At 64.1% G+C, this 22675-nt stretch carries 12 protein-coding genes; 5 read left to right on the top strand and 7 right to left on the bottom strand.

Annotated features, from left to right (window positions below):
• Positions 1-262: 262 nt before the first annotated feature.
• On the bottom strand, positions 263-988 hold the full coding sequence (locus ACW9KT_RS19000; RefSeq protein WP_457083325.1) for a LytR/AlgR family response regulator transcription factor: 726 nt from the start codon (positions 986-988) through the stop codon (positions 263-265).
• Complete coding sequence (locus ACW9KT_RS18995) at positions 954-1997, bottom strand: sensor histidine kinase (RefSeq protein ID WP_457083323.1); 1044 nt, start codon at positions 1995-1997, stop codon at positions 954-956. Before ACW9KT_RS18995 ends, ACW9KT_RS19000 begins: the two co-directional genes overlap by 35 nt.
• Positions 1998-2280: 283 nt before the next feature.
• Between ACW9KT_RS18995 and ACW9KT_RS18990 the strand changes: the two genes are divergently transcribed.
• Complete coding sequence (locus tag ACW9KT_RS18990) at positions 2281-3195, top strand: ABC transporter ATP-binding protein (protein ID WP_457083321.1); 915 nt, start codon at positions 2281-2283, stop codon at positions 3193-3195.
• 7 nt (positions 3196-3202) lie between these two features.
• The gene (locus tag ACW9KT_RS18985; RefSeq protein WP_457083319.1) at positions 3203-6772 is read left to right on the top strand and encodes a M1 family aminopeptidase; all 3570 of its coding nucleotides are present in this window, start codon (positions 3203-3205) and stop codon (positions 6770-6772) included.
• Positions 6773-6929: 157 nt separating this feature from the next.
• On the opposite strand, the gene ACW9KT_RS18980 is transcribed toward ACW9KT_RS18985, so the two are convergent.
• Positions 6930-8810 carry a gamma-glutamyltransferase family protein gene (locus tag ACW9KT_RS18980; protein ID WP_457083317.1) on the bottom strand — a complete coding sequence of 627 codons (1881 nt, stop codon included), beginning with the start codon at positions 8808-8810 and terminating at the stop codon, positions 6930-6932.
• 390 nt (positions 8811-9200) lie between these two features.
• Positions 9201-10235: a threonine aldolase family protein gene (locus ACW9KT_RS18975; protein WP_457083315.1), complete on the bottom strand. Its 1035-nt coding sequence runs from the start codon at positions 10233-10235 to the stop codon at positions 9201-9203.
• Positions 10236-10483: 248 nt separating this feature from the next.
• Here ACW9KT_RS18975 and ACW9KT_RS18970 point away from each other — a divergent pair, with 248 nt between their 5' ends.
• Complete coding sequence (locus tag ACW9KT_RS18970) at positions 10484-12529, top strand: HelD family protein (RefSeq protein WP_457083313.1); 2046 nt, start codon at positions 10484-10486, stop codon at positions 12527-12529.
• A 331-nt stretch (positions 12530-12860) separates the two neighbouring features.
• Here ACW9KT_RS18970 and ACW9KT_RS18965 read toward each other — a convergent pair whose 3' ends face one another.
• The 3 genes from ACW9KT_RS18965 to ACW9KT_RS18955 form a co-directional block, all read right to left on the bottom strand.
• Positions 12861-13391, bottom strand: coding sequence for a ferritin (locus ACW9KT_RS18965; RefSeq protein ID WP_457083311.1), 531 nt, complete (start codon positions 13389-13391; stop codon positions 12861-12863).
• 709 nt (positions 13392-14100) lie between these two features.
• Positions 14101-15642: a sensor histidine kinase gene (locus ACW9KT_RS18960; RefSeq protein ID WP_457083309.1), complete on the bottom strand. Its 1542-nt coding sequence runs from the start codon at positions 15640-15642 to the stop codon at positions 14101-14103.
• Between the two features lie 57 nt (positions 15643-15699).
• Positions 15700-17460, bottom strand: a complete 1761-nt coding sequence (locus ACW9KT_RS18955) for a sensor histidine kinase (protein WP_457083307.1) — start codon at positions 17458-17460, stop codon at positions 15700-15702.
• 394 nt (positions 17461-17854) lie between these two features.
• Between ACW9KT_RS18955 and ACW9KT_RS18950 the strand changes: the two genes are divergently transcribed.
• Complete coding sequence (locus tag ACW9KT_RS18950; RefSeq protein WP_457083305.1) at positions 17855-20971, top strand: SusC/RagA family TonB-linked outer membrane protein; 3117 nt, start codon at positions 17855-17857, stop codon at positions 20969-20971.
• Positions 20972-21000: 29 nt separating this feature from the next.
• Entirely contained in the window at positions 21001-22590 is a 1590-nt protein-coding gene (locus ACW9KT_RS18945) for a RagB/SusD family nutrient uptake outer membrane protein (protein WP_457083303.1), read from the top strand.
• Positions 22591-22675: the final 85 nt, after the last annotated feature.

Here is a 22675-nt window from a genome sequence, read left to right as displayed (position 1 = left end):
CCCAGCATCATTGGGGTTACCTAATCAACCTAGCTCCGGCCCTTCCCGCCACCCATTGTAGGGCCGAAGCCCCCGTTATCGGTAGTAATGCGGTCGCGGTCGCCGCTGGCGGAATTGCGGCGTTTGCCTCCTAAAATGGATAATAGCGTTACCTGGCAACCCTGTCTTACCTATCGGTCATCATCCCCACCCGCCCCTGGTGGGGCTTTCGCAGGGAGTCTAGGAGCGCGGCAGCCTAAAGGGGAGGGTTTATTACCCAACGCTAGTGCAACCTTTTTAACTGGGTGAAAAACCGCTCACTAAAGGTTTCACTAATGGGAATAAGGTGGTCGGCGATGCTGATCTGGTTTTTTTCGATGTGGTCAATTTTATCCAGGGCGACCATAAACGACTTGTGCACCCGGGCGAAGTTGGCGGCGGGAAGCTGCTCCTCCAGCTTAGCGAAGCTCAGCAGCGTCATGACGTTCTCCTGGGCGGTGTAGAGGCGCAGATAATCCTTCATACCCTGAATGAAGAGAATATCGGCTATGGCAATCTTTTGCAGGCGGTGGCCCACTTTCAGGAAGAGGAAGTCCTTGGGCGGAAGAGCCTGGGGTTGCCCGGCCGGCTGTTCAGGCCGCCGCTGGCCGTACTCGTGATAGAGGCGTAGTACTCCCTGGTAAAACCGCTCGAAGGAAAAGGGCTTGAGCAGGTAGTCTTTTACTTCCAGCTCATACGCTTTCAGGGCATGCTGCTCGTAGGCCGTGGTGAGGATAATCAGGGGCTTGGGGCGGAGCAGGGGAATAAAGCTGAGCCCGTCCAGGTCCGGCATGTTGATATCCAAGAAGAGCAGGTCCGGTTTATCCGCCTGCAGGGGGGCGGCGGCCGCCAGCGGGGAGCTGAAGGCGCCCTGCAGGCGGAGAAAAGGCACTTTGGCGATGTAGGCGGCCAGGAGCTGCTGAGCCAGGGGCTCATCATCGATGATAAAGCAGGTTAGCGGTTGGTTCATGCTCGGGCCCGGGCAGCGGCTTAAGGAGGAGGAGAACTTCAAAGTAAGCAGCGTCGGCGGTAACCTGCAGGTGGTGCTGGGCGGGGTAGAGCAGCTGCAGGCGTTTGCGCACGTTGGCCAGGCCAATGCCCCCCGGCTCGGGGGAAGCCGGGGCCGGTTTGGGGCTCACCGGATTCCGCAGGCGGAAGGTAAGGCCCTCGGCTGTTACTGCTACGCGTAAGTGAATATCGTGGACCCGGAGCTGGGCCGGACTGTGCTTGTAGGCGTTCTCTAGCAGGGGCAGCAGCAGCAGGGGCGGCAGATACCAAGTGCTGGCCTCGCCCACCACGTCCACCTGGGCTACGGGCGTCGGCTCGTAGCGCAGCTGCTGCAGGCTGATAAAGTCCTGAAGGTACTGAAGCTCCTGGCTCAGGGGCACCCGGCTGGCGTTGGATTCGTGCAGCAGGTAGCGCATGAGGGAGGCCAGGCGCAGGATGGCGTCGGGCGTGCGCGGCGATTGCAGGTAAGCCAGGGAGTGAATATTGTGCAGGGTGTTAAACAAAAAGTGGGGGTTGAGCTGGGCCTTCAGATAAGTGAGCTCCGCCTGGGCCGCGTGTTTTGCCAGTTGCTCCCGGCGCAGCGTAGCGCGCAATCGCAGCTGCAGGGCGCGCACCAAGCCGCTGACAACCACCCAAAACAACACGATGCTCAGTAAGGTGGTAAAATACTGGTCCCAGAAGGTGGGCAGGTCGCGCAGCTTGCTGGGCTGCACCCCCAGGAAGGGGAACGGACCCAGCAGCAGCAGGCCCCCCAGCCCCAGCAGATAAGTGGGCAGTTGGCGCCCCCGCCCGTAGCGGCTCAACAGGTAGAAGTGGCCGTAAAACACCAAGGCGCTGCCCAGCAGCACGCCCCCGGCCAGCCGGGGCCACTGCGGGTGGCCCTCGCTGCGGAAAATCCACCCCAAAACAACCAGGGCCAAAAGCCAGGCGAGGAGGTGAATGGGGGAAAATACCTTTTCGGGGCGGTTCATAACCCAAAGGTATTTTTTTCAGGCTCGCTTCGGCGTCCTACTCGACCACCGCCGGGCCGGAGTCGGCCACCGGGCGCGGGCGCTCGACCACGGCGGTGGTCGAGGCCGCGCCGGCAGTGGACGATTTCTTTCCGGCCGTGGCATATCGCTTTTTTTAGGGGCGCCAGGGCGTTGCTCCTTTGTGCCACTGCCGATAGCCAGACTTGGCGGGCTTTGAATCTGCCCGCCTTAGCGCCTGCCTTGAGCGCTCCCGCCTTCACCCCTCCCCCGCCCCTCCCAGTATATGGACCCTTCTGCTCCCGACTTGCGTATCCGCCACGTTTCTAATACCTATCCCAACGGGGTTCAAGCCTTAACCGACATCTCCCTGACCATACCCCGGGGAATGTACGGCCTGCTGGGACCCAACGGGGCCGGCAAATCCACCCTGATGCGCATGCTGGCCACCCTGCAGGAGCCCGACGCCGGGCACATCCGCTGGGGCGACCTGGACGTGGTCCGCCACCAGCCGGCGGTCCGGGCCTCCCTGGGCTACCTGCCCCAGGACTTCGGCCTGCTGGGCCGGGTCCGGGCCGAGACGCTGCTGGACCACTTCGCCATTCTCAAAGGCATCACCCCGCGGGCCGCCCGGCGGGAGATGGTAGAAGACCTGCTGCACCAGGTCAACCTCTGGGACCAGCGCCGGCAGAAGCTGGGGGGCTTTTCCGGGGGCATGCGCCAGCGCTTCGGCGTGGCCGTGGCCCTGCTGGGCAACCCCCGGCTGCTCATTGTCGACGAGCCCACCGCCGGCCTGGACCCGGCCGAGCGGGTGCGCTTTCTCAACCTGCTCAGCGCGCTGGGGGAAAAAAGCACGGTCATTCTCTCCACCCACATTGTGGCAGACGTGGCGGAGCTCTGTACCCGCATGGCCATCATCAACCAGGGGCAAATTCTGCTCGAAACCCAGCCCCTGCAGGCCGTGCGCGACCTGGAAGGAAAAATCTGGCGGCGGCTGGTGAACAAAAGCGCGGTGCCGGCCCTGGAGCAGGCTTATCCCGTGATTTCCACCAAGCTGCTCAGTGGCCTGATCCTGCTCCACATCTACTGCGAGCACGACCCGGGCCAGGAATTCAGGGCCGTAGAGCCCGACCTCGAGGACGTGTACTTCGCCGCCCTGGCCGGCCATTACCGCCCCGCTCCTACCCCCACCGCCTCTTGACCACGGCATGAAGTTCTGGACCATCTTCCGCTTTGAGCTAGCGTATCAGCTGGGCCGGCCCTCCACCTGGCTTTACGTCGGGGCCGTGCTGGGCCTGGTCGCGTTAGTTATCAACGAAATAGCCGAGTATGCCACCACGGTGGAGGCCGTGCTGCTGACGGCTCCGCTCACGGTCGCCGCCGTTACCGGCTACGCCTCCAAGTTTGGCTTCTTGCTGCTGGCCGCCCTCGCGGGCGACGGGGCCCGGCGGGACGTGCAAGCGCGCCTTGACCCGCTGCTGTACACCACTTCCTTGCGCAAGCTGCCTTACCTGGGCGGCCGCTTGGCCGCCACCTTCGCCCTGGGCAGCCTGCTGCTGGGCCCCGTGGTGCCGCTGAGCCTGCTGCTGGCCCGCTTCACCCCGGGAGTTGACTCATCCCTATTCGGCCCCCTGCAGCCGGCAGCGTACGGCCATGCCTTCCTGCTGCTGCTTTTGCCGAATGTCTTTATTGCCACTGCCCTATTTTACTCCCTAGCGCTAGTTACCCGGCGCGCCATGGCCGCCTATGCCGGGGCGCTCGGCCTGGGGGCCTTGAGCACGTTTAGCCTGGAAATCACTACGGGCAACTGGCAGTGGGCCCAACTGCTCGACCCTTCCGCCCTGCTGGTCGTGACGGCGGAGCGCCTGGCGGTGGCCCCCGGGCTCGCCAACACCCAAGGGCTGGCGCTGGCCGGACCGCTGTTGGCGAACCGGGCGCTATGGGTGGGGATTTCCCTTCTGGTGGCCGGGGCCGCGTATGCCCGCTTTCGGTTGATGCCTTATTTGCCGACCCGAAGCCGGCGCCAGCGGGCCGGGGCCCCGCCGCCGGCTGAGCGGGTGCGGCCCCGGCCCGCTGACCCCCCGCCCCGGGTCCAGCTTCAGGGCTGGCGAGCCCAGCTTCACCAAACGCGGGCGCTGGCCGGGCGCTTCGCCTGGGAGCTGGTGACCAGCCCCCTGGGCTGGGCCATTCCCGCCATTGCGCTCTACGCCGTGGTGCTCCTGCCCAACCTGCTGCAGGGGCCCGTGAGCGTGCCGGGCTTCCCCACCACGGCGCGGGTGGCGGCCCTGCTGAATAACGCGGCCCTGGAAATCACCATTGTGCTCTTCCTCTCCCTGCTGGTGGGGCAGGTGGTGTGGCGGGAGCGCGCTGCGCGCCTGCAGGAGATGGTCGATGCCGCCCCGGTATCCACTGGGGTGCTGGTACTGAGCAAGTACCTGGCCGTGGCCCTGGCGCTGGGGTTGCTGCTGCTGGCCCTGCTGGCCGCGGGCCTCACCGTGCAACTGCTGGGCGGCGTGGACCAACTCGAAGTAGGCCAGTACCTGCGGGCGTGGTGGGGGCCCCGGCTGCTGGAGTACCTGCTGCTGGCCGCCGTCGCCCTGGCGATTCACGTCCTGGCTAATCAGCCCTACGTGGGCCATCTGCTAGTGGTGCTCCTTTACTTTTATTCCCTGCTTCCCGGCCTGGTGGGCGTGGAGCATCCCCTGCTGGTGTTTGGGTTTGACCCCGGGCTGGGCAGCTCCGTTTTCTACGGGGCCGGGCCTTTCTTGCTGCCCTGGGCCTTATTCCGGCTTTACTGGACGGGCTGGGCCCTGCTCGCTTTGGTTATGGCCCAGGGCCTGTGGGTGCGCGGCCGGGGAACCGGCCGGCGGGGGCGGGTGCGGCGGGCGTGGTCCGGCCGGGCGGGGCGCCCGCTTTTTGGCCTGGCCCTCCTGCTAGTGGCGGGCCCGGGTGCCGTGATATTCTACCACACCAACGGGCTGAACGAGTACACCCCGGCCGCGGAAAAGCAAGCCCGGCAGGCGGCCTACGAGCGCCGCTACGGACCTTACCGCGCCGCGCCCCATCCCCACCTGACCGGCACCCGGCTGCGCGTTGAACTCTACCCCGACCAGCACAGGGCCCTGGTAGCGGGCACCTACCAACTTTGCAACGGCAGCGGGCACGCCCTCGATTCGCTGCACGTGGCTGTGGCCGCGGCGGTCACGACCCGCGCCATCCGGTTTAGCCGGCCCGCCACCGCGGTCCGAATTGATAACCGGCTGGGCCACCACATCTATCGGCTAGCGCAGCCTCTGCTGCCAGGCGATTCCCTGCAGATGAGCTTTCAGGTGGAATTTGCCCCCCAGGGCTTTACGAGCCAGGGAGTTGCCACGGCGGTGATGGATAACGGCACCTACTTTACCAACGCGGACTGGCTGCCGGCTCTGGGCTACCAGCCGGGTCGCGAGCTCGGCGGCGAGCGCCCTCGCCGGGGCCAGGGCCTGCCCCCCCGCCCGGCCGCCCCTTCTCCACGGCTAGCAAGCGCCCGGCTGAACCGGTTTGGCCGGGAGCGGATCCGCCTGGACGTGACCGTGGGCACGGCGGCGGGGCAACTGGCTGTCGCCCCAGGCAGCCTGCGGCGCAGTTGGCGGGCCGACGGGCGGCAGTACTTCCAATACGAGACCGATGCGCCCATCCGCAACCTGTACCCGGTTTACTCGGCCCGGTATGCGGTCCGGGAGTCCCGCTTTGGCGGCACCGACCTGCAAGTCTTTTATCACCCGCGCCACGAGCTGAATCTGGCCCGAATGGAGCAGAGCCTGCACGCGTCCCTGGCCTACTACACCCAGCATTTCAGTGCCTACCCCTTGCGCCAGCTCAAGCTCGTAGAGTACCCCGACCCGGGTACGGGGGGCATTTCCTTGCCGGGCACCATCGGGTATTCAACCAATTTCGCCTTCCTCCATCCCGCGCGCGACGCCCGGGGCTTTGACTTGCCCTTCGCCGTGGTCGCCCACGAGGTAGCCCACCAGTGGTGGGCCCACCAATTGATTAACGCGGACGTGCCGGGCGCCGGGCTGATTACGGAAAGCCTGGCCTGGTACAGCGCCCTGAATGTGGTGGAGCAGAGCAAGGGCCCGGCCCACCTGCGCCGGCTGCTCGACGCCCTGCGCCAGACCTACCTCAACCCCCGGGCCCGGGCTGGCACGCCCCTGCTGCGGGCCGAGGATGCCTTTCAGGCCTATCGCAAAGGGCCGCTGGCCATGTATGCCCTGCGCGAATACGTGGGCGAGGAAAACCTGAACCGGGCCCTGCGCGCCTTGCTGCTTCGCTTTAAAGCCGGGGAGCCCCCCTACGCGACGTCGCTGGACTTCTACGCCGAAGTGCAGCGGGTAACGCCCGACTCCCTGCACTACCTGCTCCAGGATCTGCTGGCCACCAACACGTTCTGGGAATTGAAAACCCAGCAGGCCCAGGCAGCGCCCACGGGCGATGGGGCCTGGCTGGTCACGCTAAACGTGCGGGCGCGCAAGGTCCGGGTGGATGCCGCCGGCACCGAAACGGAGGTAGCGATGAATGACCTGGTGGAGGTTGGGGTTTTCGGCCAGGGCAGCACCGAGGCCTCCCCGCCCCTGTTCCTGCAAACCCGGCGCCTGAAATCGGGCAATAATAAGCTGGTGATAAAGGTGTTATCCGAGCCCGGGGAGGCCGGGATTGACCCCCGTCATTTACTGATCGATACGGAACTCGCCGACAATAGCCGGCGCGTTACGCGGGCGCCAATCAGCTCGCCGTAACCCTTCCTGGGTGCCGCGAATTATTGCCGTCCCTGCTCTGACAACCCCGCTTGGTAGCGCATACGAATTCCTCAGGCTTCAACCAGCGGCCGCCCGCGCAAGTCTGACGAGCTATTGTGTTTTCAGAAATTTCCTACCTAGCCGCTACCTCCTTCGGCTACCAGCCAATGCCGTAGTCTTCGCCGTGGTTGCTCGAGCCGCCCCAGAGGCTGCCGTGTTTCCAGTCAAAGTAAATGGCATTGATGGGGCCGCTGGTGCGGTCGTCAAAGCTCATGGTGTAGCCCAGCTTTTTTAGCTCGGCCCGCACCGGTTCCGGGGTGGTGGTGTTGAGCAGAATGTGGCCGGGCTTGGGCTTGCGGTCGTCGGTTTTGGTGCCGCCCAGCGAGAGCCACAGCTGGTTGGTATTGAAGTTGGCGGCCTCGGCGGCTTGCTGAACGGTCATGCCGAACTCCACCACGTTCAGGAAAAACTGCAGTAGGTTCTGGTCCTGGGTGTCGCCGCCCTGCACGGCAAACGACAGAAAGGGCCGGCTGTCTTTGAGCGCCATCGAGGGCGTCAAGGTGACGCGGGGCCGCTTGCCGGGGGCCACCACGTTGAACGGGTTCAGGGTAGGGTCCAGCACAAAGCTTTGCATGCGCTGGCTCATGCCTACCCCGGTGTTGCCCGCCACGCAGGCCGGCAGCCACCCGCCGCTGGGCGTAATAGACACCACCCAGCCTTCCTGGTCGGCGGCTTCCATGGTGGTCGTGCCCAGCCACAGGCGCTCCTGGTACTCGGGGGTAGAAGAATTGTTGCCCAGGTCGTGTTTCGGGGCGAAGTTGCGTTTGGTGGAATCCAGCTCGTAGCCCCGGGCCTTGAGCAGTTTGAGGTACGGGTTTTTCCGGCCTTCAAACGGGTAGGGGTCGCCGGGGCCGATGCGGGGGTCGTTTTTTTGGTACTGGATAAGGCGGGCGCGCTGCTGGGCGTAGGCCTTGCTGAGCAAGCCTTTGATAGGTTCTTCCGGGGCGGCATGGGAATCACCGTAGTAAAAGTCGCGGTCGGCAAAGGCGAGGCTCATGGCCTGGTACACCGTATGAATGTACTTCGAGCTGTTGTAGCCCATGGCCTTTAGGTCAAAGTTCTCCAGAATGTTGAGCCCCTGCAACATGGCTGGCCCCTGGGTCCACTGCTGCAGTTTGTACACGTCGATGCCTTTGTAGGTGACCATCAGCGGCTCTTCCTCCAGGGGTTTCCAGCGGGCTAAGTCTTGCAGGGTAATCAGCCCTCCCTGTTCCTGCGAGCCGCGGACAAATTCCTGGGCAATGTCGCCGGTATAAAACCGGTCGTAGGCCGCCATAATGGCCTGTTTCCGGCTTTTGCCTTGCTTGAGAGCCGCCTTTTCAGCCTCTACCAGCTTGGTCAGGGTTTGCAAAAGGTCTGGCTGCACAAATATTTCGCCGGCCTCGGGCGCTTCCCGCGGCTGGCCGGGGTGGGTCAGAAACAGTTTTTTGCTGTACGGCCACTGTTTTAGCAGCTCCTTGTTTTTCTCGATGCTGTTGGCGGTCTGCGCTTCGATGGGGTAGCCCGCGGCCATTTCCAGGGCCGGGGCCAGCACCTGCTCTAAGCTCAGGGTGCCGTAGTTGGCCAGCATATGCATGAGGCCGCCCGGGGTACCGGGTGTGGTGGCGGCCAGCGGGCCGTTCTCCGGCGGAAAGTTGTACCCCTTGCGTTTAAAGAACTCGGGCGTCGCCCCCGTAGGCGCCACGCCCATGGCATTGATGGCGATTACCTTTTTGGTTTTCGGGTTATAAATCAGGGCCTGAGTTTCCCCGCCCCAACTCAGCACATCCCACATCGTGCAGGTCGCGGCCAGCATGGCGCAGGCCGCGTCGACCGCGTTGCCGCCTTTTTGAAACGTCATGGCCCCAGCCGTTGCGGCCAGGGGCTTGCCCGTTATCGCCATCCAGTGCTTGCCGTGCAAGGGCGGTTTCTGGGTCGGTTGGGCGAGAGCGGGCAAGGAAAAGACGAAGGCGGCCAGCAGGGCGTAGAGAAGTTTCATACAAGGCAGGGTTAGGCAGGTAAGAAAGCAGAATGTCGGCCCGGAAGAACGTAAGCGCTGGGGGCATGGCAACCGAGCGCGAAGGGTAACTTATAAGGCCTAGCAAAAAAGGCTTTGGTTCCGCAAGTTAAAAGTTATCGAAACCTATCGTATGGCATCGGCTCCCTCTGGACCGGCCTTTACCCAGGCTACGCTTGCAGAGGAACAAGGCCGTTGGCTACTTCAGGGTGAGGCCGCCGGCCAGCGGCCGGCTACTGGCGACGAGCCGCGAACAAGGGCGACGGTCTAAGCCAACGGGTAAGCAAGCTATCCGCCTTATGGGCTGGCCCTTTCCTCTCAGAAGGCTCCCGGGGGGCTTTTTCCTTACTGACGCTAACCTTCAGCTCCTGTTCACCGGGCCTGGCTGTGGGCGCGCAGCGCGGCAATAAAGTGCTCGACCGCTTCGGGCGGCGTGGCCCAGGACGTAATCAGGCGAATGGCGGCTTGCTCGGCATCGATGGGTTTCCACACGTAAAAGCCAAAGTCGGGCGCGAGCCGCTCAATCACGCGATAGGGCAGAATAGGAAAAATTTGGTTGGTGGCGGCTGGGGTCAGCCACGCGTAGCCTAGCTCCTCCACGGCCTGCCCCAGCCGCTGGGCCATTTCATTGGCGTGCCGGGCCAGAGTCAGCATCAGGTCGTTCTGCAGCAAGGTCAAAAACTGGATGCCGAGCACCCGACCTTTGGAGAGCAGCGCCCCCCGCTGCTTGATGTGGTACTTGAAGTCGGGCTGCAGGGCCGGGTTGATAATCACCAGGGCCTCACCCAGCAGGGCCCCGCATTTGGTGCCGCCCAGGTAAAAAGCATCGGTGAGGCGGCCAATGTCGGCCAGGGTGAGGTCATTGGTGGCGGCCGTCAGCGCCATCGGCAGGCGCGCCCCATCCAGGTACAACAGCAGGTGCTGGGCCCGGCAGTAGGCAGACAAGTCCGTGAGTTCCTGCCGGGAGTAAATCGTGCCGATTTCCGTGGGATTGGAGATATACACCAGGCGCGGCCGGACCGTGTGGAAGGGCGGGCTTTTAGCCAGCAGGGGGGCCAGGTCCGCGGGCCGCAGCTTGCCATCGGCCGTCGCGGCGACTTCAATTTTATGACCCGTGGCTTCGATCGCGCCCGCTTCGTGCACGCAGATGTGCCCCGTGTGCGCGGCCAGGACGGACTCGAAGGGCTTGAGAAAGGCGGCCATGGCCAGCAGGTTGGCACTGGTGCCGCCGGCCACCAAATGAATGTCGGCCGTGGCATCCTCCAGCTTCGCCTGCAGCAGGGCGATGGCTTGCGCCGTGAACGTATCGGCGCCGTAGCCCGGCTGCTGGCTCAGGTTGCTCTGGGCCAGGGCCGCTAGGATGGTGGGGTGGCAGCCTTCGCTGTAATCGTTGGTGAACAGGTACATGCTGGTTAGGGCCGGGGTGATAAGGGCGAGAAATGAGCGAGCAAAGGTAAGCGAATGGCCCGTGGTAAACGGCCCGCGCCCAAGGTCCGCTAGCGTTCCCGCCCGCCGCCTCAGCCCGCCGGAAGTAGGGGCTCCCCGCTGCCTTGCCAGGCCGGAGCCCCACCCCAGCGCCTACGAAAAGAGACACATCGTTTCCACGAACCGAAATTTGGGGCCACCTTTGGGGTCACCGTCCCCGAGCCCCCGGCATGAACGCAACGGAGCAAGAAGAGCGAGAATACCTGGAAGTAATCAAGGAGAAGCTGACCCTGGCCATTCGGCGGGTAGATGAATCCGTCCGCCAGTTTTCCCACGAGCTGCGGGACAAGAAACAGTACATCCACGAGCACCAGTCCGGTATGGACGAGGCCGACATGGTCGCCGCCGACCAATCCATTAACCGCATGGCCTTTACGGGCGAAGCGGCCGTGGCCCGGAAGCATAAGCTCCTGCTGCTGAGGCAATCCCCCTACTTTGGTCGCCTGGATTTCGTGGCCCGGGGGCAGGCCCGACTGCCGGTCTACATCGGTCTCTCCTCCTTCCTCGACGAGGGGCAGCGCCGGGGTCTGATCTACGACTGGCGGGCCCCCATTGCTTCTCTCTTCTACGACTTTGAGCTGGGGCCGGCCTCCTTCGCCACCCCTTCGGGCCCGATCCACGGCACCATAGACCTGAAACGCCAGTACAAAATCCGCGACGGCCGCCTGGAGTTTATGCTCGACAGCGCCGTGAACATCCACGACGAGGTTCTGCAGCGGGAGCTGGCCAAGTCCGCCGACGACAAGCTCAAGAACATTGTTGCCACCATTCAACGGGACCAGAACGCAGTCATCCGCAACGATACCGCCGCGGTGATGGTCATCCAGGGGGTGGCCGGCTCGGGCAAGACATCCATTGCCCTGCACCGCCTGGCCTTTCTGCTGTATCGCTACCGGGAGACGATCGCGGCCAAGGATATCCTCATCATCTCGCCCAACAAAGTCTTCGCCGACTACATCTCCAACGTGCTGCCGGAGCTGGGGGAGGAGCACATTCCCGAGCTGGGCATGGACGAGCTGGCCGCCGACTTGCTGGAAAACAAGTACGAGTTTCAAACTTTTTTTGAGCAGGTGGCCGCCCTGCTGCAGGCCCCCGACCCGGCCTTCATCGACCGCCTCCGCTTCAAGTCCTCGCTGGACTTCCTCAGCCAGCTCAATCAGTACCTGCTCCACGTAGAAAACCACTACTTCACCGCGACCGAGCTGCGGGTCGGCCCCACCCTCGTCCCGGGAGCGTTTCTATCGGCCAAGTTTAAAGCTTACCACCGGGTGCCGCTCCTGCGGCGCTTGCCCCTGATGGCCGAGGATGTGCGCGCCTACGTCCGGGACGCCACCCGCCGCAAGCTAACGGGGTCAGAGAAAGCCAAGATTGGGGAAGCGCTTCCCCGCTTGCTCAAGTTCCAGAGCGTACTGGACTTCTACCGGGACTTTTATCGCTGGCTCGGCAAGCCCGAGCTATTCCGTTTCGACCACCGCCGGCAGCTGGAATACGCGGATGTCTTTGCCTTGATCTACCTGCGCCTGCGCTTGGAAGGCCTCACTACCTACGAGCACGTCAAGCACTTGCTGGTGGACGAGATGCAGGACTACACCCCCGTGCACTACGCCGTGCTGGCCCGCCTGTTTTCGTGCCGCAAAACCATTCTGGGCGACGTAAGCCAGACAGTGAATCCCTACAGCGCTTCGTCCGCCGAAACCATCGAACGGGTCTTCCCGCAGGCCGACGTGGTCCGGCTCTACCGCAGCTACCGCTCCACGGTCGAGATTACGGCCTTCACCCAGCGCATTATCCCGAATCCACGCATCATTCCCCTGGAAAGGCACGGCCCGGAGCCCGTCCTCACGCGCTATGGCAGCCCCGGCGAGGAGTTAAGAGCCATGCAGGCTCTCATCAGGGCCTTCCCGGACTCTCCCTATCATTCCCTGGGTATTATCTGCAAAACCCTCCGCCAGGCCCAGGAGGCGCACCGGGCCCTGCAGGCCCCAGGGGTGCATTTGCTCACGGCCGAGTCCACGACCTTTCACGAGGGCGTCGTCATCACCACGGCCCATCTGGCCAAAGGCCTGGAATTTGATGCAGTCCTCGTGCCCTTCGCTTCCGCTAGAACCTACAACACGGAGGTTGATAAGGGCATGCTCTACGTCGCCTGCACCCGCGCCATGCACCAGCTCACGCTGACGTACTGCGGGGAAATTACTCCCTTGGTGGCCACCTAACCCGCGGGGTTGGTCTTACAAGGCTAAGGACGCAAGGCGGGACGCTACTCCCGCGGGCTCAGTTCGCAAGCTTTAGCCGACTTTGTGAGCCGGGGCCCTGGGTAGGAGCAGGTGTTTAGGAAACGAGAGCCGCGCCCTGACCCACTGGTTGCCTGAACAGGCCGGGAACTCTGGTATGTCGGCAGGAGCCGAAAGCACCCTTTGGAAGTACCAGTGGGGGGCGAAAGCCGACAGGCGAGGGAATCCCCGGCTGTCTCAGGTAGTAGACCTGCTGCCGGGAAAACTTGAGCTTCTAGATTTTAGCTTGCGTCTACGAGCCCGGGGTCCGCCCTTAGCTCGGGGTGGCACCGCCCCCCGGAGAGGAGGCATGGCCCCGAAAGAGCAGGATGTCCTTGTCGAAGAGGTAGATGCCGCTCTTGTCGTCCCCGACCAGCTCGAGCTTATCGTTCAGGGTGCGGGCCAGCGCTTCCTCCTCCAGCTGCTCCGAGACGTACCACTGCAGGAAGTTATGGGTGGCGAAGTCGCGCTCCTGCAAGGCGAGGCCCACCAACTCGTTGATGCTGGCCGAGACGGCAATTTCGTGGTGCAGAAAGTCCTGAAAGACCCGCTGCAGGGATTGAAAGGTGATGACGGGCTGGGCTAGGGCCGGCACCACGGCAAAGCCGCCGCGCTCGTTCACGTAGCGGATGAGCTTGAGCATGTGCACCCGCTCCTCCTGGCTTTGCTGATAGAAGAAGTTAGTTACTCCGTCCAGGCCGGGCTGGATTTCGGCCCAGGAGGCCATGGCCAGGTAGGCCTGGGAGGACTGGGCCTCCATGGCAATTTGGTGGTTGAGCGCGTCTTTGATCGGGGCGGTGAGCATAGCTAGGCGGGGTTAACAAAACGAAATAGGAACAGTGGGCGGGGCCGAGGACCAGCCTACCGGCCCAGCAGGGCTAAGATAAAGAGCGGCAACGCCGCCCTTATCCTGACTAAGCTGGTAGCCGGGCAGGCCGCCGGCCGGGCAACGGTCACCGGCTTGTATACTTATATAAGGAGGGTAAGTTTCGGCCTCGCTGCCAGCTCTCATTCTTGCGCCTACTCACTTCCTGGTGCCGCTGCCGGCCTGGGTTGGCTGCACCGCCCAGCTGAGTTAGCGGGCAATCCAGACCGGCCGCAGGACTTGGGGCGGGCGCGCCGCCTAGTCTTAAAGTAGTTAGCACCAGAGCGATAAGTGATGGCCTTAAGGTTTCGTAGGCTTTGCTTAAACCGGCTGAGCCAGAGGGTCGGGCCAGGGGTTCTCATCTCCTCCAGCTCGGTGGGGTGGGGTGTAGAACTTCGCCCCTTTAACCACCCGGTAGCGCAGGGTCAGGCGCAGGCTTTGGTTGCCGCGGTAAGGGCGGAAGGCGTTCAGATACCCGTTTAAGCATACGTGCCGCCTAGATGGGGCCAGCTTAACCCATCGGTCACTCCTAGCCTGCCTTCCACCCCTGGCGCGGGGGCTCTGGTCCTGCTAAGCTCGTACTCTGTAACCAAGTAAAAACTGCTGGGGTGCTTGGAGGATGCGAAACGGGGACGTACCCCACCCCAGGTCAAACCGGGCTAGTCACGGGCAAGCGCAGAAAAAACGTACTGCCCTGGCCTTCCTGGCTGTCCACCGAGAGCGAGCCGCCGTGGCCGCGGGTGATGATATCGTAGCTGAGCGAGAGGCCTAGGCCCGTGCCTTCCCCGGGCGGCTTGGTGGTGAAGAAGGGCTGGAATACCTTGGCTTGGACTTGCTCACTCATGCCTATCCCGTTGTCTCGGACCTGGATTTCCACCTGTCCGTGCAGGGCGCGCGTGGCCACCAGCACGGTGGGTGCATACCCCGGCTCGCCCCGCTGCTGCCGCTGGTGCACGGCGTAGAGGGCGTTGCCGTATAAGTTGAGCAACACCCGGCCGATATCCGCCCCCAGGACGGGAACCCGCGGCAGCTGGGGGGCTAAATTGGTACGGAGCGTGGCCGCAAAGGAGGGGTGTTGGGCGTGGAATCCTTGGTAGGCGAGCGGCAGGGTTTCTTCGCACAGGGCGTTCAGGTCCGTGGGCTGGCGCTCGCCGGTACTGGGCTGGGAGTGCGCGAGCATGTTGCGCACGATGCCCCCGGCCCGTTGCCCGTGCTGGCGGATTTTGCTCAGGTTTTGGCGGAGCGCGCCCATCAGCTCCGCGACCACCCCGGCATCGCCAGCGGGCCGGGCTTGCTCGGCGGCTAACTCGTCGAGCAGCTCGGCGCTGACTTCGGCGAAGTTGGTGACGAAGTTCAAGGGGTTCTGCATTTCGTGGGCGATGCCCGCCGTCAGCTCGCCCAGGGAGGCCAGCTTTTCGCGCTGCACCAGCTGCGCCTGCGTGGTTTTTAGGGTGTCCAGGGCCCGGGCCAGCTCTTGGGCCTGCTGCTCGAGAGCCTGCCGCTGGCGGGTCGCCCGGGCTTCCTCGGCTTCCAGGGCGTTGCGTTGGAGGTAATCGACCCGGCTGTGAACTTCAAAAAAGTAGCTGGTCAACAGGGCTATGCCCCCCGCGGCGAAAAGGAAGGCGTTGGTGACCACCAACTGCCCGGGCGGGTAGGTGGCGCGCTGGCCCAGGGCCACCACGCCCCCGTACAGTCCCAGGATGGTGGCGTTGGCTAGCAGGGTGTACCAGAAGCGCAGCCGCACCCATGAGCCGGTGAACATCATTATCAGGATGAGGCCCGCGTAGTAGTGGCTGTGGGCGCTCTCGCCGGGGGCACTCCCGCGAATATGAAGCACCACCCCGAGCCCGGCCCCAATGGCCCCAAGGCAGATGGCGGGTTGGGTCCACCGCCGGCCCGCCCGGACGTAGGTGCTGAGGAGGGCCAGCAGCAGGGACGTGCTGCCTACCCCGAAGCGGTAGAGCCAGGTCAAGGCGAGATTTAGGGGCGCCGCGTACCGGTCAATCACCCCAAACAAGGAGTAAATCACCAGGCCCGCGGCCAAGAAGGTCCGCACCGTGCGGCGCGTACTTACGTCGTAGTGGGCGACAAAGCGGCGCTCCAGCGGCGGGGGGAACTGCAGGCGCCACGCCGCGGGCAGCAGGCGCAAAAAGTCATCGGCTGTGGGGGCGACGGGGGAGGGCGTGGTCATGCGAGTAAGATAGCCAGCGGACGTGATTCCCAAAAGGCCACGGCCCCGCGCCCCCGCCTAGGCCGGGGTGGGGAGGGGGTCTTCGGCGAAGACGACGGTAAAGGTGGTACCCTCCCCGGGCGTGCTGCTCACCTGCAGGTCCCCGCCGCGCTGCTGCACCAGGGCGCGAATCAGGTGCAGGCCCAGGCCGGCCCCCTCCCCCTCACTGGTCAGACGGGTGAAGGGCTGAAACAGGCGCTCCCGGTCCCGGGTCAAGTCGATGCCGCGCCCGTTGTCGGTCACTGTGAGCAGGACATGCTCCCCCTGCCGGCGGGTGCTCACCTGCACCCGGGGCGAGCGCTCCGCCGCCCGGTACTTGAGGGCGTTGTGCACCAGGTTTTTTAGAATGCTTTCCAGATACACCAGGGGGTAGCGCAGACTGGGGGCGGCCCGAAAGTCGGCCGTGAGCTGGCCCTGCTGCCGGCGCAGCAGCTCCCCTACCTCCGCCTGCACGACGGCGTAGACGTCAGTCCAGGCCACGGGCTCCGTGACGGGGGCGGCTTGCCCGTGCTGGGTGTGCAGCAGCTGCAGGAGCCCCCGCACCGTGCCGTTCAGCCGCTGCACCTCCTGGGTCAGCATTCCCACCACGTAGTCCCGGTCCGGCCCCGGCGCCTCTTCGTGGTAGACTTCCAGCAGGCGGTGCAGGTTGGTGGCCGGCCCTTTCAGGTCGTGGGCCACGATGTGCACGAACGAATCCAGGGAGGCGTTCATGTCGCGCAAAGTCTGATTCAGACGCTGGGCTTCGTACACCGCCGCGGTGCGGGCCAGCGCCCGCCCGGCGTAGTCGGCCACCAGGCCAAAGAAAGCCTGGTAGGCCGCATCCCAGGGCCGGCGCGCGCTCAGCCCAACAATCAGGACCGTGGCGGGGTGGCCGGGGCCCTCGCCGTGGGGCAGGGGCAGGAGCAGCGCCTGGGTGGGCGGCGCCGGCCAGGAGCCCGGTGGCCAGCTGCCAAAGCGCTCGGGGAGCGCCGCCACCAGCAGCGGCTGGCCCTGCTCCAGGGCGGCAGCCAGGGGCCAGCCCCGGTCGGGGGAGCCCGCGGCCCGCAGGGGCACGGTAGCCGGGGCCGTGGGCTCCCCGGCCGGCAGGCCGAACCAGGCCCGCAGCTGGGCGTGGGGCTCGGCCTTATCGTGGGTGTAGAGCAGGGCAAAGGGGATATCGTCGGCATTGGTGGCCAGGGCCGCGATGATGTGCTGGGCCGCTTCCGCGGGCAGGGCCGCTAAGGCCGTGTCGGCCGTCAGCCGGCTCAGCAGGGCCAGGCGCCGCTGCTGCACCACGGTGGCCGTGGTTTCCAGGGCCGTCACGAAAATGCCCCCCACCTTGCCTTCTTCAGTGTAGATGGGGTTGTGGGAGAACGTGAAGTAGGCTTCCTCGATAAATCCCTGCCGATTGGGCAAGACCAGCTGGTTCTCAAAGTAAGTGGTCTGCCCCGCTAGAACGGGCGTGAAGATCTCCTCCAGAAAGGGCCACATCTCCGGCCACCAGGGCGCCGCGGGCTGGCCCAAGGCCCCCGGGTGCTTGGCTTGCAGGATGGCCGCGTAGCCATCGTTGTAGAAGTGAATCAGGTTGGGCCCCCAGTGCACCATCATGGGAAAGCGCGAGGCCAGCATAATGCCGACGGCGGTCCGCAGGCTCGGGGGCCAGCCCCGCACGGGCCCGAGCGGGGTCGCCGCCCAGTTCAGCTGGCGGATGCGCTCGCCCATCTCCCCGCCCTGGGGAAACAGCCGGGCCAGCAGCGCCGCTTCCGACAAGGACTCTTCGGGCTCAGGAAGGAAAGGCATAGCGGCGCAGGTAAGGGGCAGAGCAGCAGGAACCACAAATATCTACAGGAATGGCGCTTATCCAAGCCCTGCCGGACGAAGGCGCGCGGCGGGCTCCGGTAGGTTCGCCGGCCGGCTGGCGGGGCCGCGGCTGTACGTCATCCTGGACCCTAAAATACGTCAAACGATTACGCGGGCTGAATTCCCCCCCCTATTTCGACTAAATCCCCCCACCTTTTTCGGGACCCCCGCGCCTACTTTTAGCCTAGTCAAACCCAGCGAGTAAACGCCCCGCCTGGCATGAAGGCGTCTAAGCTCTCCTTGCTGCCAGGAGACTCCTGCCGGCGCCATTGGCTTGCCCTTTCCTCATTTTCCCACTTATTCCGGCTCCGGCTGGGATGCCAACCTTCACGCTATGAAACGAGAATGGCTACTCCTATGTGGCACGCTCTTATCCCTTAAAGGGACGGACGCGTTCAGCGCGCCGAGCACCGCTAACCGCGCCGGGGACTCCTGGACTCTGGCCGCCCCCACTGCGCCCGAAAAAGCCACCCGCACCCCCGACCTGACGATTACCGGCACCATTACCGACGAGAAAGGTCAAGGCCTGCCCGGCGCGACCGTCGTGGTGAAGGGCACCACTATTGGCACCGGCACCGACACCCAGGGCAACTTCACCCTGAACGTGCCCGAGGCCAACGCCGGCGGCACCCTGGTGGTAAGCTTCGTGGGCTACACGTCCCAGGAAGTGCCTATCAGCGGCCGCACGACCATCAGCGTGCAGCTTAGGCCTGACGCTCAAGCCCTTAATGAGGTGGTCGTTGTGGGTTACGGCACCCAGAAGCGGGAAGACGTCACGGGCTCGGTGGCTTCGGTGCCGACTGACCGCCTGGAGAAAATCCCGGTGTCGAACGTGGCCCAGGCCCTGCAGGGCGCGGTGGCGGGCGTCACCATTACGGCGCCCTCGAGCGTGCCGGGCAGCCAGCCCAACATTCAGATCCGGGGGGTGCGCTCCATCACAGCCGGCACCAACCCCTACCTAGTGGTGGATGGGGTGCCTTTTCCGGGTAACCTCAACGATATCAACCCCAACGACATCGCCTCCATTGAGATTCTGAAGGATGCGTCCTCCACGGCCATCTACGGCACGCGGGGCTCCAATGGGGTTATTCTGGTGACTACCAAGCGGGGCAAAACCGGCAAGCCCCAGATTCGCTACAACGGCTACGGCGGGCCCGAGTACATGGTCAACAACCTCCACCCCCTCGACGGGCCGGCCTTTTCGGAGAAGTGGCAGGAGTTCACCCGCCAGCGGGGCATCAACCTCACCCCCGTGCCCAACACCGGGGAGCTGGCCAACTACGAGGCGGGCAAAACAACGGACTGGATGGATCTGGTTGCCCAGCGGGGCTCGATTCAGAACCACAACGCCTCCATTTCGGGGGGCACCGAGGACGTGAAGTACTTCGTCTCGGGTGACTACTTCAAGCAGCGGGGCATTATCAAGGGCTACCAGTTCCAACGCATTAGTCTGCGGACGAACATTGATGCTAACCTCACTAACTGGTTGCGCATTGGCACCTCGGCCTTCTACTCCACCTCCAATGACGATGGAGGCCGCGCGGACCTGAGCCTTGCCCAGGTGCTGAGCCCCTACGCTACGCCCTTCAACCCCGACGGCACCTACACCATCTTTCCTCAGCCCCCCGAGCAGCTGGTGAAAAACGCCTTGCTCGGCCTGACCACCCAGCGCGAGGACCGCGTGAACCAGCTCACCGGCACGGGCTACGCCGAGGTGGAGCCCACCTTTTTGGAAGGCCTAAAGTACCGGGTGAACGGCACCTACTCCTACCGGCCGGGCCGCTACGCTAACTACACGGGCCGGCCCTTCGGGGATTTGCGCGGCACGGCCCAGCTCATCAACGACGAGCGCCAGAACTATACGGTCGAGAACATCCTGTTCTACAACAAGAGCATCGGCAAGCATAACTTCGATGTGACGGCCCTCTACAGCGCCCAGCAGAACCGCTATTTCACGACCAGCGAAACGGCCACGGGCTTTATCAACGACCGCATCGGCTTTAACAGCATCGGCTCGGGCGCCAACGCCCCCACCATCAGCTCGTTTAATGAGCGGCGGACCCTGGTCTCGCAGATGGGCCGCCTCAACTACAACTACGACAGCCGCTACCTGCTCACGGTCACGGCCCGGCGCGACGGCTCCTCGGTGTTCGGGGCCGACGCCGACAAGTACGCTATCTTCCCCTCCATCGCCTTGGGCTGGAACATCGGCAACGAGGCTTTCTTAAAAGATCAGGCGGCGGTGAGCTTGCTCAAACTGCGCTTTTCCTACGGCACCACCGGCAACGAAGGCATCAACCCCTACCAGACCATTACGGGCAATGCTTTGCTGCAGTACGCCTACGGGGGCGTGGCGGCCACGGGCCTGCGGGCCGACCGCATCGGCAACGCCCGGCTGAAGTGGGAGCAAACCACCAGCACCAACTACGCCGTGGACTTTGGCGTCCTGAAAAACCGCGTTACGGGCACCGTGGAGTACTACGATGCCAAGACCGAAGACCTGCTTTTAAACCGCCAGATTCCGATTATCTCGGGCTACGCCACCATTCTCGACAACGTGGGCACGGTGCGTAACCGCGGCATAGAAATGAGCTTGACCACGGCCAACGTGCAGACGCCCGACTTCACCTGGGAAACGACTCTGAACGCCTCGGGCAACCGCAACCGCCTGCTCAGCCTGGGCTACACCGACGCCGACGACATCGGCAACCGCCTCTTTATCGGCCGGTCGCTGGGAGCCGTGTATGACTACGTGAAAACCGGGGTGTGGCAGGTGGGCGAAGACCCGGCCGGCCTTGATCCGACCGCCAAGCCCGGCGACCTGAAGTTCGAGGACCTGAACGGCGACGGCCAAATCACAACCCTGGACCGCAAGTACCTGGGCTCAACGCTGCCCAAGTGGCAGGGCGGCATCACCAACACCTTTACCTACAAGGGTTTGAGCCTGCGGGTGTTCATTCAAACCGTGCAGGGCGTGCTCAAGAACAACAACAACCTGAACTTCCTGGACCTGGGCGGGCGCCTGAACGTGCCCCGGGAGGTGGGCTACTGGACACCCCAGAACCAGAGCCAGGACCGCCCCGGCTTGAGCTACACCAACCCCCGCGGCTACGGTTTTCCCACCAACGGCAGCTTCACTCGCCTCAAGGACCTGACCCTGAACTACGCCTTCCCCGCCCCCCTGCTCGACAAGCTGCATTTAGGGGCCCTGTCGGTGTACGTGAGCGGGCGCAACCTGCACACCTGGACCGATTGGGTGGGCTGGGACCCCGAGCAGACTTACACCCTGGGCAACGGCACCGGCAACATCGACAACCCCGTCAGCCTGCTCACTTCCTCCACCAACTTCAGCCCCACCACGAGCGTGAACAGCGGCACTACGGCGGGCCAAAACCCCAACTTCCCGACCGTACGCACCTTCGTCTTCGGCCTCAACATTGGGTTGCGCTAACCTTCCCACCTGACTTAGCACTCTGAACTATGAAACGTTTTACGATAGCCCTTACGGCTTTGCTGATCACCTCCCAGCTGGTTAGCTCGTGCAAGGAGGAGTACCTGGACGAGAACCCGGCCTCCCTTTACACCCCCCAAACGGTCCTCGTCGACTCCCTGGGCTTTGAGTCGGCCATGGCCGGCTTGCAGTCCGTGGTGCGCGAGCAGTACACCCGCGCCACCGAGCAGGGCCTGCTGGGCATGATGCAGCTCGGCACCGACGTAGCCATTCCGGGCCAGGTGCAGGGCGCGGAAATCCCCTACTACAACTATGGCCTGCTCAACTCCCAGGACCAGGCCAGCACTGTGATGTGGAGCTGGGCCTACCGCACCATCAACAACGCCAACCAGATTATTCGGGGGGCAGAAACGGCGCCGGCCACCCTGCGCCAGGGCTACAAAAACCGCATCAGCGCCGAAGCCCGCTTCTACCGGGCCTACGCCTACAACTTCCTGGCAACCCTGTGGGGCGACGTGCCCCTGATTGAGCAGGCCATCACGGCCCCGCGCACCGATTTTACCCGCACGCCGGTGGCGGAGATCAACGCCTTTATCATCAATGACTTGACCACGGCCATTCCCAGCATGTTTTTGGCCAGCCGCGCCGCTTCCGGCCGCATTACCCGGGGCGCGGCCCAGCACCTGCTGGGCGAGGTCTACCTGCGCGATAACCAGCCCACCCAGGCCGAGAAAGTGCTGCAGGAGCTCATTAGCAGCGGGCAGTACCGGCTTATCACGGCCCGCTACGGGGTGCGGGCCAGCCAGCCCGGCGACTACTTCGCCGACATGTTTATCATCGGCAACCAGCGCCGCAGCCAGGGCAACACCGAACTGATTTGGGGCATTGAGCAGCAGTTGCTCGTGCCCGGCGGCACGACCGATGCTCAGCAGCGCCGCATGTGGGTACCTGCCTACTACAATATCCGGGGCATGGCCCTGGCCGATTCGCTGGGGGGGCGCGGCCTGGGCCGCCTGCGCCTGAGCAACTGGGTAAACTACCGGCTTTACCCGCCGGGTGAGGGCGCTACCGATATGCGCAATTCCAAGTATAATCTCAAGCGCAGATTTTACTACAACGACCCCGCCCAAACGGCCCTCTTCGGGCGGCGCGTGACGGGCCTGGTAGGCTCGGATACGATCTTCAACATCACGCCCTACACCACCAAGTGGAACCAGTTTGACCCCACCGACACCTTCGGCTTCGGCACCATCAAGGACCTGACTATGATGCGCCTGGGCGAAACCTACCTATTGCTGGCCGAGGCTCAGTTCAAGCAGGGCAACGCGGCCGGCGCGGCCGCCAGCATCAACGTGCTGCGCACCCGCGCCCGCGCCGCCCAGGTGACCGCTGCCGACATCACCCTGAACTTCATCCTGGATGAGCGCGCCCGCGAGCTCATTGGCGAGGAGCAGCGCCGCCTGACTTTGGTGCGCACGGGCACCCTGATCGAGCGCACCCAGCGCCTGAACGGGGCCTCCGTGACCGGCCTGACGGCCAAGAACGTGCTGCTGCCCATCCCCCAAACGTCCATTGACCTAAACAGCGACGCTCAGCTTGCCCAGAACCCCGGCTACTAATTCGTACAGCGTACAGACACTTAAAAAAAGCCTCCCGGCAGTAGCTGGGGGGCTTTTTTAACTTAATAAAGTCTGAGAAAGCCAC

It is taken from the genome of Hymenobacter sp. HD11105 (assembly GCF_054051685.1).
Note: the sequence above shows the minus strand (reverse complement) of the source record. Positions and strands in the feature narration are given on the sequence as shown.